The 13,172-nt window shown below is 58.1% G+C and carries 15 protein-coding genes and 2 pseudogenes; 11 read left to right on the top strand and 6 right to left on the bottom strand.

The annotated features are described in order from the left end of the window. Positions 1-24: 24 nt before the first annotated feature. The 4 genes from murJ (at position 25) to ACSQ3Z_RS06665 (ending at position 4,337) form a co-directional block, all read left to right on the top strand. On the top strand, positions 25-1,632 hold the full coding sequence (gene murJ, locus ACSQ3Z_RS06680) for a murein biosynthesis integral membrane protein MurJ (protein WP_436170542.1): 1,608 nt from the start codon (positions 25-27) through the stop codon (positions 1,630-1,632). A gap of 295 nt (positions 1,633-1,927) precedes the next feature. Further along, positions 1,928-2,995 (top strand): tryptophan--tRNA ligase, encoded by a 1,068-nt coding sequence (trpS, locus tag ACSQ3Z_RS06675; RefSeq protein WP_436170541.1) that lies wholly within the window; start codon positions 1,928-1,930, stop codon positions 2,993-2,995. 90 nt (positions 2,996-3,085) lie between these two features. Further along, on the top strand, positions 3,086-3,577 hold the full coding sequence (locus ACSQ3Z_RS06670; RefSeq protein ID WP_120012020.1) for a universal stress protein: 492 nt from the start codon (positions 3,086-3,088) through the stop codon (positions 3,575-3,577). A gap of 190 nt (positions 3,578-3,767) precedes the next feature. Beyond that, positions 3,768-4,337 (top strand): NifU family protein, encoded by a 570-nt coding sequence (locus ACSQ3Z_RS06665; RefSeq protein WP_436170540.1) that lies wholly within the window; start codon positions 3,768-3,770, stop codon positions 4,335-4,337. A 220-nt stretch (positions 4,338-4,557) separates the two neighbouring features. Here the strand turns inward: ACSQ3Z_RS06665 and ACSQ3Z_RS06660 are convergent, their stop codons facing one another. Then, on the bottom strand, positions 4,558-5,175 hold the full coding sequence (locus tag ACSQ3Z_RS06660; protein WP_436170539.1) for a L,D-transpeptidase: 618 nt from the start codon (positions 5,173-5,175) through the stop codon (positions 4,558-4,560). A gap of 226 nt (positions 5,176-5,401) precedes the next feature. Here ACSQ3Z_RS06660 and cueR point away from each other — a divergent pair, with 226 nt between their 5' ends. Beyond that, a complete protein-coding gene (cueR, locus tag ACSQ3Z_RS06655; RefSeq protein ID WP_436170538.1) occupies positions 5,402-5,791 on the top strand; it encodes a Cu(I)-responsive transcriptional regulator in 390 nt (129 codons plus the stop codon). 76 nt (positions 5,792-5,867) lie between these two features. Here the strand turns inward: cueR and ACSQ3Z_RS06650 are convergent, their stop codons facing one another. Further along, positions 5,868-6,062 (bottom strand): hypothetical protein, encoded by a 195-nt coding sequence (locus tag ACSQ3Z_RS06650; RefSeq protein WP_436170537.1) that lies wholly within the window; start codon positions 6,060-6,062, stop codon positions 5,868-5,870. Between the two features lie 133 nt (positions 6,063-6,195). On the opposite strand from ACSQ3Z_RS06650, the gene ACSQ3Z_RS06645 reads away from it, so the two are divergent. Both ACSQ3Z_RS06645 and ACSQ3Z_RS06640 read left to right on the top strand, forming a co-directional pair. Beyond that, positions 6,196-6,393 (top strand): hypothetical protein, encoded by a 198-nt coding sequence (locus ACSQ3Z_RS06645; protein WP_436170536.1) that lies wholly within the window; start codon positions 6,196-6,198, stop codon positions 6,391-6,393. Between the two features lie 443 nt (positions 6,394-6,836). Further along, positions 6,837-6,959, top strand: a pseudogene (locus ACSQ3Z_RS06640). A 98-nt stretch (positions 6,960-7,057) separates the two neighbouring features. Here ACSQ3Z_RS06640 and ACSQ3Z_RS06635 read toward each other — a convergent pair. Next, complete coding sequence (locus ACSQ3Z_RS06635) at positions 7,058-7,393, bottom strand: hypothetical protein (RefSeq protein ID WP_436170535.1); 336 nt, start codon at positions 7,391-7,393, stop codon at positions 7,058-7,060. 249 nt (positions 7,394-7,642) lie between these two features. Between ACSQ3Z_RS06635 and ACSQ3Z_RS06630 the strand changes: the two are divergent. Further along, positions 7,643-8,583 (top strand): annotated as a pseudogene (locus ACSQ3Z_RS06630) (IS1595 family transposase). Positions 8,584-8,845: 262 nt separating this feature from the next. Here ACSQ3Z_RS06630 and ACSQ3Z_RS06625 read toward each other — a convergent pair. Continuing rightward, positions 8,846-10,105, bottom strand: a complete 1,260-nt coding sequence (locus tag ACSQ3Z_RS06625; RefSeq protein WP_436170534.1) for a hypothetical protein — start codon at positions 10,103-10,105, stop codon at positions 8,846-8,848. 27 nt (positions 10,106-10,132) lie between these two features. Here ACSQ3Z_RS06625 and ACSQ3Z_RS06620 point away from each other — a divergent pair, with 27 nt between their 5' ends. The 3 genes from ACSQ3Z_RS06620 to ACSQ3Z_RS06610 all read left to right on the top strand — a co-directional run bounded on the left by ACSQ3Z_RS06620 (position 10,133) and on the right by ACSQ3Z_RS06610 (position 11,958). Continuing rightward, positions 10,133-10,300: a hypothetical protein gene (locus tag ACSQ3Z_RS06620; RefSeq protein WP_436170533.1), complete on the top strand. Its 168-nt coding sequence runs from the start codon at positions 10,133-10,135 to the stop codon at positions 10,298-10,300. A gap of 145 nt (positions 10,301-10,445) precedes the next feature. After that, positions 10,446-10,832 (top strand): hypothetical protein, encoded by a 387-nt coding sequence (locus ACSQ3Z_RS06615; protein ID WP_436170532.1) that lies wholly within the window; start codon positions 10,446-10,448, stop codon positions 10,830-10,832. Between the two features lie 283 nt (positions 10,833-11,115). After that, on the top strand, positions 11,116-11,958 hold the full coding sequence (locus tag ACSQ3Z_RS06610; protein ID WP_436170531.1) for a hypothetical protein: 843 nt from the start codon (positions 11,116-11,118) through the stop codon (positions 11,956-11,958). Here ACSQ3Z_RS06610 and ACSQ3Z_RS06605 read toward each other — a convergent pair. Both ACSQ3Z_RS06605 and ACSQ3Z_RS06600 read right to left on the bottom strand, forming a co-directional pair. Further along, positions 11,955-12,134, bottom strand: coding sequence for a hypothetical protein (locus ACSQ3Z_RS06605; protein WP_436170530.1), 180 nt, complete (start codon positions 12,132-12,134; stop codon positions 11,955-11,957). The two genes, ACSQ3Z_RS06610 and ACSQ3Z_RS06605, sit on opposite strands and share 4 nt — an antisense overlap. Before the next feature lie 8 nt (positions 12,135-12,142). Continuing rightward, positions 12,143-13,102: an IS1595 family transposase gene (locus ACSQ3Z_RS06600; protein WP_436170529.1), complete on the bottom strand. Its 960-nt coding sequence runs from the start codon at positions 13,100-13,102 to the stop codon at positions 12,143-12,145. Positions 13,103-13,172 lie beyond the last annotated feature (70 nt).

Genomic DNA, 13,172 nt, shown 5'->3' with positions numbered 1-13,172 from the left:
TTCCCACGGTCAGTCTCCCCGCGCATGAGCCTTGTCAAGAAATTCGCCACCGTCGCGTCCGGCACGCTGATGAGCCGCGCCCTCGGCTTCGGCCGCGAGATGCTGATGGCCGCCGCACTCGGCACCGGGCCGGTCGCCGACGCCTTCAACGCCGCCTTCCAGTTTCCCAACACCTTCCGCCGGCTGTTCGCCGAAGGCGCCTTCAACGCCGCCTTCGTGCCGCTGTTCGCCAAGGAGATCGAGACCCACGGCACCGAGGGCGCCAAGCGCTTTTCCGAAGAGGTGTTCGGCGTGCTGTTCACGGCGCTGCTGGCACTGACCATCGTCATGGAACTGGCGATGCCGCTGATCGTGCGCTATCTGGTGGCGCCGGGCTTTGCCGACACGCCGGGCAAGTTCGAGACGACGGTCCGGCTTGCGACCATCATGTTTCCCTACCTGATCTGCATGTCGCTCGGCGCCATGATGGCCGGCATGCTGAATTCGCTGCGCCGCTATTTCGCCGCCGCGGTGGCGCCGGTGTTCCTCAACATCATCCTGATCGGCGTTTTGGCCTATGCCTGGTACAATGGACTGGACGCCCACGCCGTCGGCTTCGGCCTGTCCTGGGGCGTGCTCGCGGCGGGGCTGGTGCAGCTTGCCATCGTCTGGGTGGCGGTGCGCCATGCCGGCATTTCGATCGGTTTTCGCCGACCGAAGATGACGCCCAGTGTCAAGCGGCTGTTGATCCTGGCGCTGCCGGCGGCGATCACCGGCGGCATCACCCAGATCAACCAGTTGATCGGCACGGCGATCGCCTCGGCGCAGGACAGCGCCGTCTCCTCGCTCGCCTATGCCGACCGCATCTACCAGCTGCCGCTCGGCGTCGTCGGCGTCGCCGTGGCGATCGTGCTGTTGCCGGAACTGTCGCGGGCGCTGAAATCCGGGAACCTCATCGAGGCCGCCAATCTGCAGAACCGCTCGGTCGAGTTCACGCTGTTCATGACCTTGCCGGCGGCCGCCGCTCTGTGGGTCATGTCCGAGCCGATCGTGCGGCTTGTCTATGAGCGCGGCGCCTTTGCCGCCAACCACTCGACGCCGACGGTGGCGGCGATCCTGGCGATCTTCGGCCTCGGCCTGCCGGCCTTCGTGCTGATCAAGGCGTTTACCCCCGGCTATTTCGCCCGCGAGGACACGCGCACGCCAATGATGTTTGCCGCCATCTCGGTGGCGGTGAACGTCGCGACCGCACTGACACTGTTTCCGAAGATGGGCGCGCCGGGCATTGCCGTGGCGTCGGCCGTCGCCGGCTGGGTCAATGCGCTGATGCTGCTTGCCGTGCTGATCCGGCGCGGCCATTGGGGCCGCGACGTGCCGCTGCTGAAACGCATTCCGAGGCTTGTGCTGTCTGCGGCGGTGATGGCAGCGGCGCTCTATTTCGCCGAGCACTGGTTGGCCGTCAGGCTTGGCCCCGGCTCGCCACTGGTGGTCAAGGCGACAACGCTGCTCAGTCTCGTCGCAGGCGGTGCACTGCTCTATTTCATCACCGCCTTCGCCACCGGCGGCGCCGATTTCGGCATGATCCGGCGCAATGTCAAACGCGGCTCGCCCAAGGCGACACCGTCGCAAGCAAAAGCCGATCTGGACGAGTAGGCCAGGCCTTCCGGGTGTTGGCGCTGCCCCTCATCCGCCTGCTGGCACCTTCTCCCCGTATAGTGACGGGGAGAAGGGAACTGGCCGCGGCCTCGGTGCTGTTTCTGCAATGCTGGAGATTGGCGAAATCGCCGATGAGAGCACCCCTCTCCCCGTCACTCTACGGGGAGAGGATGCCGGCAGGCAGGTGAGGGGCGGCGCCCGTCTTGATCAGAGCGCAAGTCTCGTCCATAAGCGCGCCGTCGCAAGACTTTCGCCGCGCGCGAAACGGCCCTCCACAAGCCATGAGGACATCATGACCGCCTTCAAACCGCTCGTCTTTTCAGGCGTCCAGCCGACCGGCAATCTGCATCTCGGCAACTATCTCGGCGCCATCAAGAAATTCGTCGCCCTGCAGGACACGTCCGACTGCATCTATTGCGTCGTCGACCTGCATTCGCTGACCGCGCAACTCGTTTATGAGGACCTTGCCGACCAGACGCGCTCGATCACCGCGGCCTTCCTCGCCTCCGGCATCGACCCGAAGAAGCACATCGTCTTCAACCAGTCGCGGGTTATGCAGCATGCCGAGCTTGCCTGGATCTTCAACTGCGTGGCGCGCATCGGCTGGATGAACCGCATGACGCAGTTCAAGGACAAGGCTGGCAAGGACCGCGAGAACGCCTCGCTCGGCCTGCTCGCCTATCCGAGCCTGATGGCTGCCGACATCCTGCTCTATCGTGCCACGCACGTGCCGGTGGGCGAGGACCAGAAGCAGCATCTGGAACTGACCCGCGACATCGCGCAAAAATTCAACAACGACTTTTCGGACCGCATCGCGGCGCTTGGCGTCGGCGTCGAGATGCAGGTCGGCGAGGAGACGGTGAACGGCTATTTCCCGCTGACCGAACCGGTCATCGGCGGGCCGGCGGCGCGCATCATGAGCTTGCGCGACGGCTCCAAGAAGATGTCGAAGTCGGACCCGTCGGATCTGTCGCGCATCAATTTGACCGACGATGCCGACACCATCTCGAAGAAGATCCGCAAGGCCAAGACCGATCCGGAAGCCTTGCCGAGCGAGCTCGACGGCCTCGCCGGCCGGCCCGAGGCGGAAAACCTGGTCGGCATCTATGCCGGCCTCGCCGAACTCTCGAAGTCGGATGTGCTGAAGGAGTTCGGCGGCCAACAGTTTTCGGTGTTCAAGCCGGCGCTGGCCGACCTTGCCGTGGACAGGCTCGCACCGATCGCCGGCGAGATGCGCCGCATCGAAGGCGACCGTGCCTATGTCGACGCGGTGCTGAGGGACGGCGGCGAACGCGCCGGCACTTTGGCGGAATCCACGATGAAGACGGTGCGCGACATCATCGGCCTTTTGCAAGGCTGATCTGTCCTGTCACCATCCCAACTGCCGGCCGCTTGCGGTCGGTCTGTGGCGGTGGCAGATTGAGGCCGAAATGACACCTGGTAGATAGACATGGTCTCCAAACGCCTCAGCCGCGAAGTCGGCCACCGCCGCAAGTTCCTGGCGATCATCGACGACACGCCGGAATGCGAGCGTGCCGTCGCCTATGCCTCGAAGCGGGCGCAGAGCACCAGTGGCGTGCTGGTGCTGCTCTATGTGATCGAGCCGGACGATTTCCAGCACTGGCTGGGGGTCGAGAAGATCATGCGCGAAGAGGCCAACGCCACGGCGCGCACCGCGCTCGACAGCTATGCCAACAAGGTGCGCCAGAAGCTCGGCATCGAGCCGGAGCTGGTGGTGCGCGAAGGCAAGCCGACCGAAGAGATCCACAGACTGATCGAGGAAGACCAGGACATCGCCATCCTGGTGCTGGCGGCCGGCGCCGGCAAGGAAGGCCCCGGGCCGCTGGTCGGCGCGGTGGCCGGCAAGGGCGCGGCCTTCCCCATTCCCGTCACCGTGGTGCCGCAGAATCTTTCGGACGAGGAGATCGACAGCCTGGCGTGAAGGTGTGCCGATATTCAGGTGAGGCCGGCCTGACCTGAAGCTCAACACGCCCAAAAGCGCGTCGCAGGGATGCTGAAAAAACATTCCGCCAGCCAGCCGTTCAGGCGATGCGTTTCGCTTGAATGTCCAGCCGATAGAGCCTATTTAGAACTATTCCAAACTATTGCCCGACACGGGCATGGAGACAGCCATGTTCATCCAGACCGAATCGACGCCGAATCCGGCGACGCTGAAGTTCCTGCCCGGCAAGGAAGTGCTGCGCGAAGGCACCGCCGATTTCCGCGACGCCGACAGTGCGGCAGGAGCTTCGCCGCTGGCCGGCCGGCTGTTCGAGATCCCGGGCGTGACCGGCGTCTTCTTCGGCTATGATTTCATCACCGTGACCAAGGACGGTCCCGACTGGCAGCATCTGAAGCCGGCGATCCTCGGCGCCATCATGGAACATTTCATGTCGGGCGCGCCCGTCATGGTCAGGGCCGGCCCCGCGGCCGAGACCAGCCAGACCGGCGAATTCTACGACAAGGCCGACGAAGAGCTGGTCATCACCATCAAGGAACTGCTCGACACCAGGGTGCGCCCGGCGGTTGCCCAGGATGGCGGCGACATCACCTTCCGCGGCTTCGAGAACGGCACCGTGTTCCTGCACATGAAGGGCGCCTGCGCCGGCTGCCCGTCATCGACGGCGACGCTGAAGCACGGCATCCAGAACCTGCTCAGGCATTTCGTGCCCGAGGTGCAGCAGGTCGAACAGGTCTCCTGATAATTCTACTCCGCCGGCCGCCTGACGCGGCGGAGCGAATTCTCAGCGGTTTGCCTGAGATCATGTCCCAGTTCAGACAACAAAAAACCGGGCCGAATTGCCCGGTTTTCTGTTTTTGGACGTCCATTTGTTGCCTAGACGGTCCGCGTCATAAAAACGTATTCCAGTCTGACCATGATCTTACCCGAAAACCGGTTCCCACTTTTCGGGATCATGGTCCTTACAGCACGATGACCTTGGCGCCGACCGAGGCGCGGTCGTAGAGGTCGATAATGTCCTGGTTCATCAAACGGATGCAGCCCGATGACATCGCCTTGCCGATCGAGTTCCATTCCGGGCTGCCATGCAGGCGGTAGCCCATGTCGCCGCCCTTGTTGAACAGATACATGGCGCGCGCGCCGAGCGGGTTCTTCAGGCCGGGGTCCATGCCGCCGGCGAACTTGGCCAGCTCGGGCTGGCGCTTGATCATCTGCGAGGGCGGAGTCCAGGTCGGCCATTCGCGCTTGATCGCGATACGCGCGGTGCCGTGCCACTCGAAGCCTTCACGGCCGACGCCGATGCCGTAGCGTATCGCACGGCCGTCGCCCTCGACGAAGTAGAGGAACTTGTTCTGGGTATCGACGATGATGGTGCCCGGCTTTTCCTTGGTGTCGTAATTCACCTCTTGCCGGTGATACTTCGCCGGCACCTTCTCGATCGGGATGCGCGGCAATTGATAGCCCGCATCGGTGACCGCGCCGTAGTTGTTGGTGAACAGCCGCGAGCCGATGGTGCTGCAACCGCTAATGGTGGTCGACAGCGCGAGGGCAGCGACAATTGCAAACGACTTCATGCGCATGAATAGGTCCGATGCCCTGCCCAGTTGATCGCGGCACGAGTCGGCCGCTTTTTTCTTATCCATTCATGCTGGCATTTGCGTTGCTTGCCAAGCGCGCGATGCCTATATGCAGGATCTTACGTGCCGGTAAGCTCGCGACTGCGGCATTTCGGCAACAGCCGTCACAGGATTGTGAAGCAATTTCAATGGGGCAGTTCCAAGAGCTGCCGAAAGCAGGGAAGACGCCATGAATGTCGGAGATGCCGCGGAGCGTTCCGGCCTGCCGGCCAAGACCATCCGCTACTATGAGGAAATCGGCCTGATCGCGCCCGCGCGCGCCGGCAATGGCTACCGCGACTATTCGGGCGACGACATCCACCGGCTGGCCTTCCTGCGCCGTGCGCGCAACCTCGGTTTCTCCATCGACGACTGCCGCCAGCTGATGGCGCTCTACCAGGACCGCAGCCGCGCCAGCCACGACGTGCGCGAGATCGCCGCCGCCCATGTTCGCGCCATCGAGGAGAAGGTGCGCGAGTTGCAGTCGATGCGCGCAACGCTGCAAAAGCTGATCCACGCCTGCCACGGCGACGACAGGCCGGACTGCCCGATTTTGGACGATATGGCTGGGGGCGGCTGAAGGCAATCGAGTGCCAGCGGTATGAAGCGACGGTTGCAGCATCAACGGCCGCTACCGGGCCGGTGAACCAGGCCGCCTAAACGACGCGGTTGATAATCTCTTTGCCGGGTTCGCGCCTGGTTGTCCGCTTGAGGAACAATTTGGCGTGTTCCGCCCAATCGGCTGCTGAGACATCATGCTCACGAACCGACTTCCTGAACACCTCGCGCAGAGCATCGAGATCGAAGGCCGAGAGCCTCTCGCCTTTTGATGCTGCCCTGTCCACCGCCATGCCGACCCCTGAAGCAATCGGAAAAGTATATATTCTTATATGATCCGAGCTCGTGGGCCTTCAAGGCTGAAAAGGGGCCTAGCCTGACTTCTTTTGGGTGTAATTGCCCCTTTGCGGTGGCGGTCATCTCATCTTGGCGGCAATTTACGATCGCCTGCTGCACAACCGCATCGTCGGCCGCCGATATCGCCTAGTTGCGATCACTACCGCTCGCTCCCAGGATTTGCATGAGGCGCTGTTGAAGACGGCGAAGGACATCACGGGGCGCGATGCAGCGTTCATTCGATGGCACGGGACAGGACCGGTGCAGCAACATCTTGAACAAAAATAAGCCCCGCCTTCTTTGGATGAAGCTGGCGGGGCGGAGGAAAAGTAGGCTACGCCCTATCAAGTACCCACGAATTGTTACGCTGATGTGACAGGTGGACCGCGGCTCATTCAACGGTACGGGACACGGCCGGCGAGGCCGCCTGCGGCAAGGTAGCGCCTAGCGCTTCGATGGCCCCTTGTAGAGATACCAGAGCGGCAACGCGACGAGAGAGAGCAGAATTGGAGACGCGAGTCGAAAATCAGAGCCTCACGATTCGAAAGGGTCGTGGGGCTTTGTTTTTACCAGGTCCTGTAGCGGCCATTCCCCTACGGCTGGGTAGCGCTAGCTCGCCTTACGTCTTTGTGCCTAGCAACCTTAAGCCTTCGGTCTCATTTTAGAGATTGCTAATCCGCTATAAAATGCGTTTCAGAGCTGGGCTACTAGTCTCGCAGGGCCGGTGCAGTTGGGGTCTTGGCTAGGGCGCTGCACCGGTCTTTTCACACTTGCAAGGACGACTGAAAATCACCATCTAAACCCTGATAGCGAACAAGTTGGAAACGTCGGTTCAAGTCCGACGGCCCCGACCAATCGGGGTTTCGTCTAGGGATTAGGACGCCACACTTGATAAACGCCGCTCCCTTCCGGTCGAGCGGCGTTTTCGTATTCTTCTATAAGCGAACGAACGCTACCCGCCATTGTTCCTGCGGTCGGCTGGCCTGCCTCTGCGGTCCGATCCTGGCAAGATATTGTCGCCTAGGAGACGGTCTTCGGACGATAGTTTGGGCGGTATGAAAGGACCGGTAGCGCCGATCTCGCCTAGCCAATCCTCGTAGCCAGTGTTCATTTTGGACGTCAGTTCATCGGGCTGATGTATCCCGGACTGGAATAGGCTCATGAGGCGCCGGCCGAAATGTTCCCATGCCGGATGGCCTTCGGGAATTCCTGCCTCTGTGCAATAGTCGTTAAGAACCTTTGCCAGCGTTGCGAGTTGCTCGGAGTCGAGATGATCGTCGAATGACATCGCTTTATCCCTTGTGGGGCGAAAGCGTGATCGACTCTTCCAAGCGCCAGGCGCCCGTTCAAATTGGCCAGCGACGATCCTTTCTGTACGCCTTAGTCGGGGATTAGCGAGTCAAATCGGTCCCGGCCTGCCCTGATTATATTCCTAGTCACTTTGGGTTTGTCAACCGTATGATCGCCCCAAGAAAGGCGATTATATATTTGACAGACCCAACTGGATATGCGATAAAGATTCCAAGGAGTTATCGCCATGTCCGTCTTGTCCCGCCCCTACTTCCACGACGAAGCTGTCGCATTTGAGCATGTCGAAGGCATGCTTTGGCCGCAGGGTCCGGTCTGCCGTCACTGCGGCTCGATGGAAAAGCACTACGCCTTGAAGGGCGGTCGCACGAAGGCTTCCAAGAAGAACCCTCACGGCGTCGAAATCCACGGCCTCTACAAGTGCTCGGATTGCCGCAAGAAGTTCACCGTTCGCATGGGCACGATCTTCGAGGAAAGCCATCTGCCGCTGCACAAGTGGTTGCAGGCTATCCACCTTATGTGCTCGTCCAAGAAGGGTATCAGCGCCCACCAGATGCACCGCGTCTTGGAAGTCACCTACAAGACGGCGTGGTTTCTCTGCCATCGCATTCGCGAGGCTATGCGCTCGGGCGACTTCTCGCCCATGGGCGGCAATGGCAAGACCATCGAAGTCGATGAGACGTATATCGGCCGTCTGGCTGGCACTCCGGTTAAGCCGGGCGGCGGCGCGCACAAGAACACTGTCGTTACGCTTGTCGAGCGCGGCGGCATTGCCCGTTCTTTCCATGTGGATACCGCTCGTCTCGGCACTATCATGCCGATTGTCGCACCAACATCGCCAAGGAAAGCGCATTGATGACGGACGAGGCCGGTGTGTACCGTCGCGTGGGCCAGGAATTTGCCTCGCACGATTTCGTCACGCATTCTAAGGACGAATATGTTCGCGGCACGGTGCATACGAACACCGTGGAAGGCTACTACAGCATCTTCAAGCGCGGCATGAAGGGTGTCTATCAGCATTGTGCCGAACACCACTTGCACCGCTATCTGGCCGAATTTGATTTCCGCTATTCGAACCGTTCGGCCATGGGCATTGAAGACAACGTTCGTTCGCTCATCGCCTTGAAGGGTGCCAAGGGTAAGCGCCTCACGTATCGTCAACCTGCTTGACGCGAAGAAGGATCATTACCGAAAGCCGGTTCAGCTAAAGCTACCACTTTGGAAGGGCGAGCCGTTTCGGAAGCGCCGCCGGCCATAAAAACACGAAACCCGCCCTTTCGAGGGGCGGGTTTCTTTAACCACCGATGGTCATTGACGTATCTCCAAATTGCCCTTCGGAGCGATTACTAGTTGCCCCCAACATAGTTATTGAGATTATGACATACAAGAAAACCCATTGCAAATAGGTTAACAAATTGAAACCACATTCCCGTTAGGCGTGTTCGTATAGAATAATCTCCCCGGCCGCTCGGACGATCAGATTGGACCATGGACGAAGTTTCTCATAATTCGCCTTAGTCGGTAGAATGACGGTAGCGTTTTTGTCCTCGCGCCCATGGGCAAGCGCGTTTCGTATCCGCCTGGCTAAATTGCAGATATTTCGCACGCCATTGTTCATAAAGTCATCTTTGCTCTGGAGCCCTGCGACGAGCGCGCTGAGTTCGAACCCGCCATCGAATGTTTCCGCCTTTGAAAACATTTCGACATTTATCTCGACAAACTTCCAAAGGATTTCTGGGTCTACGGCCTTCGCCATAACTGCTTCGAAGCGCTGATATTCGTCAATTTTTGACGACCTCACAGCCGCGAGGACACGATCGGCCGTCCCGCTGATGTCGTCCAACGCATGAGGGGCCATCAACGCCTTTCTAACGGCGATTTTGGGCGCGCTCTCCACGAAGAAGAAGGCGGAATGCTCAATGATGCGGTAGGCGTAGAGAAATTTCCGAGCAGGTTCCGCATTGTCAGTTGCGCCCCAAAACTGCAACAACTCCGGATCCAATTGACGGCCTGAAATTACAGCCGGAAATTTGCCATACCGGTAGCGTGTTCCCATATCACTAGGCGCTTTTGGTAATTGCGGCGGATGGATCAAAATCCGCGGAGTTAGCATATCGTAGTACGACATGTAAAAATTCAGGCAATTCAGAAACTCCACTATCTTGTCTTCCGAATAATCGATCCCTTCGATGTAAAAACACGATGGTGTGCCAAATCTCTTGTCTACCTCGTCATCAAGACCGAGAGACAATGAGTAATTCACGAATGACAATACATTCCTGTAGCTATTGTCAGAAGGCCCGATTGGCTTTAGGACACCAGACAGTAGCATAAGCGAATTGCTGGCTTTCTTGAACTCACAATTGTACGTCTTATTATTATATGCGAATTCGAATGATCGCCCAAAAACCTGCTGATTGTTCGGGCTAAGAGCATATGCGGTCCAAAGAACCTCAAGTTCCCTGCTGTCAACATGGAAGATAGCTGACAGCCTCTCGGGAAAGATAAGATTATTCAGTGCCGAAACGATCTGCTCGGCATCATTGTCTAGCTCGACGACAAGGGCGGCATCGCCCCAGGGATTGACGACCGCCAAAATATCCTCGCCGGCAAGTGATATTTTCTTCACTTCCGATTTTGGGTTATTATCCAAAAATGGTTTGAGCTTTTGCTGAGCCTCAGCTTCTTGCATACCAAATCTCCCCCGGAGAGGTAAAAAATGGCAGACACGAAACAAAGTCAATTGGAGAAATTCAAGCAGGTTGCCCGTGAACTGGAAACCGACGAGTCCGAAGAGCATTTCGACCGCGTATTGAAGAAGGTCGCGAAGTCAACCCCACCGAAGGACGAGCCCGCAAAGAAGACGCCTAAAGGCAGCAAGCTATAGCGCTTGGCTTTTATCCTTTTGCTGGCGCCGGCGGTGTTATCCCCAAAAACCATGCATTTAGAACAATAGTAGAACCCGAGTCCTTGTTGACGCTGGGGAATCCTACATAATCAGGGTCCCTCCCTCGATTCGTGAGCTTCCCCTAATGTCATCCAAGACAGTTATCTTACTGCAGGTGATTTTGAAGTATGAGCCCGAGCATTGCCTTCGCGAAGTGACAGCGCTTCGAAAAGCACTCGGGGCCGACACATACCCGTGCATGCAAGGGAAACGTCATGCAGCCTTTGTGACAATTCGATACGGCACGCCGACAGAGCTAGTGGAACGTTTTCGGAATTGGCTCGAAGTTGATGCCTTCGAAAACTACTGGGCTTTGATCCCCTTGAAGCCTATGGCCGGCAAGTACGGCAGCATCGATAGCCTTCCGAGCCGAATCAAATTCGCCTATGCCGCTTTGCAGGCGGGTCCAGCCAAGAACTTTGCCCAGAGTAAGATTTTCGTCAAAGAGCGATACCGAAAACGCACACCGTGACAGGTGTTCGTCAAAGGCTTCTGAGTGTGGAAGCTTTCGCAATAGGCGAACGGCCCATATCCCGATCGATGGCATGACTACACTCCCAACTGCCTTGGGAGTGTGCACCGTCAATCTTGCGTGAGCCATTCGCCATTGGTCCTGTAAAAGTTGGGCCAAGGGTAGGACAATAATCCTATCGATTCGCGGTCGAATTGTCAAGCGGAGGTTTACCTATTGCGCGCACTGTAGGACAATAGTCAGCATATTCTACTTCGCGTACCCAAACCGGTAGGAGCATGATATGAACATGCCCGGCCGGGAGAATCGTTTTGCGCCCGGCAAGCTTTGGAGCTTGTTGGATATGTTTAAGTTTGAAGGCGCGCATTTCTTCAGTTCGATGGAATGGCTGTCGCAGCTTGACTACATTAGTCGGCAAGACGCGCAGTTTTTTGCAAACGAGAGGAATCAAAAGTACGCGCTAGAGTGCTGCGATAAACTTCTTGTCGAACTTGAGAACTTGCAGTTGCCACTGTCGATAAAGATGGTAGGGCGTCTTCGCTATGCGATAGATATTAAAAATAACCCAGAGTACGCCGTGGAGGTTGTACGCAACAGATATTCAACAGTTCTTGGAGAGTTAAAAAATAGAATAGAGGACGAATTAGCCAACGCGGTCGTGTATTCTTTGTCTCCATCGGAAGCCGGCTACTCAAGAGGAACTGAGCCGCCGTTCGGCGACGAGGTTAGAAAGTGCTTCCAAGACACCGCTTTTGACCTTGAAGAAGCGCGCAAATGCATGTCGTTCGCGCGTTGGACCGCAGTTGTTTTCCACCTAATGCGAGCTCTAGAGGTGGCCGTGGGAGCGTTAGGGAAGAAGTTGAGCGCTACGGTGGCCAACGGCCACGGTGGCTCCCTGACTTGGGGGGTTATCATCGCCAACATAGCGGCGAAGATTGAGAAGCTGCCAAAAGATTACCCAAACAGGGCCGCCTACTCGCAAGCGCAGGCACTCCTCTACCATGTCAACCAAGCATGGAGAACCGAAACAATGCACCCGAAGCAAACCTATACCGAAGAAGAAGCCAAAGCCGTTTATGAGGCATCCGGCTCATTCATGCGGCATCTTGCGGGGCTGCTGCTCTAGGTAGTTTTTGACGGGATGATGATCTTAACGGCGCGGTCGAAAGCTGCGCCGCTTTCGTCGGCCTCAAGCTCCCGAGCGGCTTCCTTGAACCGCTCGGATTGCTCTTTCTGACTAAGCTTTCCGGTCTTTTTTCCGGGCGGCTTTCGGGCGGTATTTGGACGGTCGCCAGACGCCATAGGGTGCCTCACCTTGCACTAGTCGTTTCATAGGTCAGGCGCTTGCCAACCACGCCGTCAAGGATGCGAGCGGCCCGCGCTTCGTCGTTCACGCCAAGGGCTACGCGCGAATTATGGCGGAAGTCAAATTCGGCGAGATAGCGGTGCAGATGCTTCTCGGCGCAATGCTGATAGGTGCCGCGCATGCCGCGCTTGAACACCGAAAAATAGCTTTCGATGGTGTTCGAGTGGATGACCGCGCCGCCCTCGTAGCGAACGTATTCGCCGCCAGTGTGCTTGACGCTATCGTGAGCGGCGAAGTGATCCTTCATGCCGTGATAGAGCTTGCTCTCGTCGGTGTAGAGGGTGCTTTCGTGGTGAACGTTCTCAGTCACCAGCGCCGCAACGTTGACCTTGGTCGCCTGCACTACATGGAAGGTGCGAACGTTGCCGCCGCGCTCGACTAGGCCAAGGATAGCGCGCTTGTTTGACGGGCCAGTCTTGCCGCTCTTGGTGAAGGGCCGACCGCGAGTGGAAAGGGTGCGCTTCTCTTTGGTCGGGCCATAGTAGGTCTCGTCTGCCTCTACGATCATGCCGTTGCCGCCAAGCGGGCCAAGCTTGCCGTCGCGCATTGCTTCACGGATGCGATGCGAGATGAACCAAGCGGTTTTCAAGGTCACGCCAAGGGTGCGGTGCAGCTGGTTGCTCGAAATGCCCTTCTTGGACGAAGCGATAAGGAAGATCGCCTGTAGCCAATGGTTGAGCTTGACGTGGCTGGCTTCAAAGATGGTGCCGATCTTCACGGTGAAGGGCTTGCGGCACTGGTAGCACTTGTAGGTGCCGATACGGGTGCTCTTGCCTTCCATCTTCGAGATGCGCTCAAAGCCGCCGCAATGCGGGCAAACAGGACCGTTCGGCCAAATCCTGGCTTCTACGAACTTGTAGGCGGCGGCTTCGTCGTGAAAGTGGCGGTCTGAAAGCACGGACATCGGACTAACTCCTTATGGAATCAACCTAATCCGTTTATGTGGGTACGTCAAGTATAATATGCGGACAATA

Source organism: Mesorhizobium sp. LjNodule214 (genome assembly GCF_964252735.1).
GTDB lineage: Bacteria > Pseudomonadota > Alphaproteobacteria > Rhizobiales > Rhizobiaceae > Mesorhizobium.
Note: the sequence above shows the minus strand (reverse complement) of the source record. Positions and strands in the feature narration are given on the sequence as shown.

Excerpts from the sequence above, each read along its gene's own strand:
- murJ (WP_436170542.1), top strand. The coding sequence starts at position 25 with ATGAGCCTTGTCAAGAAATTCGCCACCGTCGCGTCCGGCACGCTGATG.
- trpS (WP_436170541.1), top strand. The coding sequence starts at position 1,928 with ATGACCGCCTTCAAACCGCTCGTCTTTTCAGGCGTCCAGCCGACCGGC.
- ACSQ3Z_RS06670 (WP_120012020.1), top strand. The coding sequence starts at position 3,086 with ATGGTCTCCAAACGCCTCAGCCGCGAAGTCGGCCACCGCCGCAAGTTC.
- ACSQ3Z_RS06665 (WP_436170540.1), top strand. The coding sequence starts at position 3,768 with ATGTTCATCCAGACCGAATCGACGCCGAATCCGGCGACGCTGAAGTTC.
- ACSQ3Z_RS06660 (WP_436170539.1), bottom strand. The coding sequence starts at position 5,175 with ATGCGCATGAAGTCGTTTGCAATTGTCGCTGCCCTCGCGCTGTCGACC.
- cueR (WP_436170538.1), top strand. The coding sequence starts at position 5,402 with ATGAATGTCGGAGATGCCGCGGAGCGTTCCGGCCTGCCGGCCAAGACC.
- ACSQ3Z_RS06650 (WP_436170537.1), bottom strand. The coding sequence starts at position 6,062 with ATGGCGGTGGACAGGGCAGCATCAAAAGGCGAGAGGCTCTCGGCCTTC.
- ACSQ3Z_RS06635 (WP_436170535.1), bottom strand. The coding sequence starts at position 7,393 with ATGTCATTCGACGATCATCTCGACTCCGAGCAACTCGCAACGCTGGCA.
- ACSQ3Z_RS06625 (WP_436170534.1), bottom strand. The coding sequence starts at position 10,105 with ATGCAAGAAGCTGAGGCTCAGCAAAAGCTCAAACCATTTTTGGATAAT.
- ACSQ3Z_RS06620 (WP_436170533.1), top strand. The coding sequence starts at position 10,133 with ATGGCAGACACGAAACAAAGTCAATTGGAGAAATTCAAGCAGGTTGCC.
- ACSQ3Z_RS06615 (WP_436170532.1), top strand. The coding sequence starts at position 10,446 with ATGTCATCCAAGACAGTTATCTTACTGCAGGTGATTTTGAAGTATGAG.
- ACSQ3Z_RS06610 (WP_436170531.1), top strand. The coding sequence starts at position 11,116 with ATGAACATGCCCGGCCGGGAGAATCGTTTTGCGCCCGGCAAGCTTTGG.
- ACSQ3Z_RS06605 (WP_436170530.1), bottom strand. The coding sequence starts at position 12,134 with ATGGCGTCTGGCGACCGTCCAAATACCGCCCGAAAGCCGCCCGGAAAA.
- ACSQ3Z_RS06600 (WP_436170529.1), bottom strand. The coding sequence starts at position 13,102 with ATGTCCGTGCTTTCAGACCGCCACTTTCACGACGAAGCCGCCGCCTAC.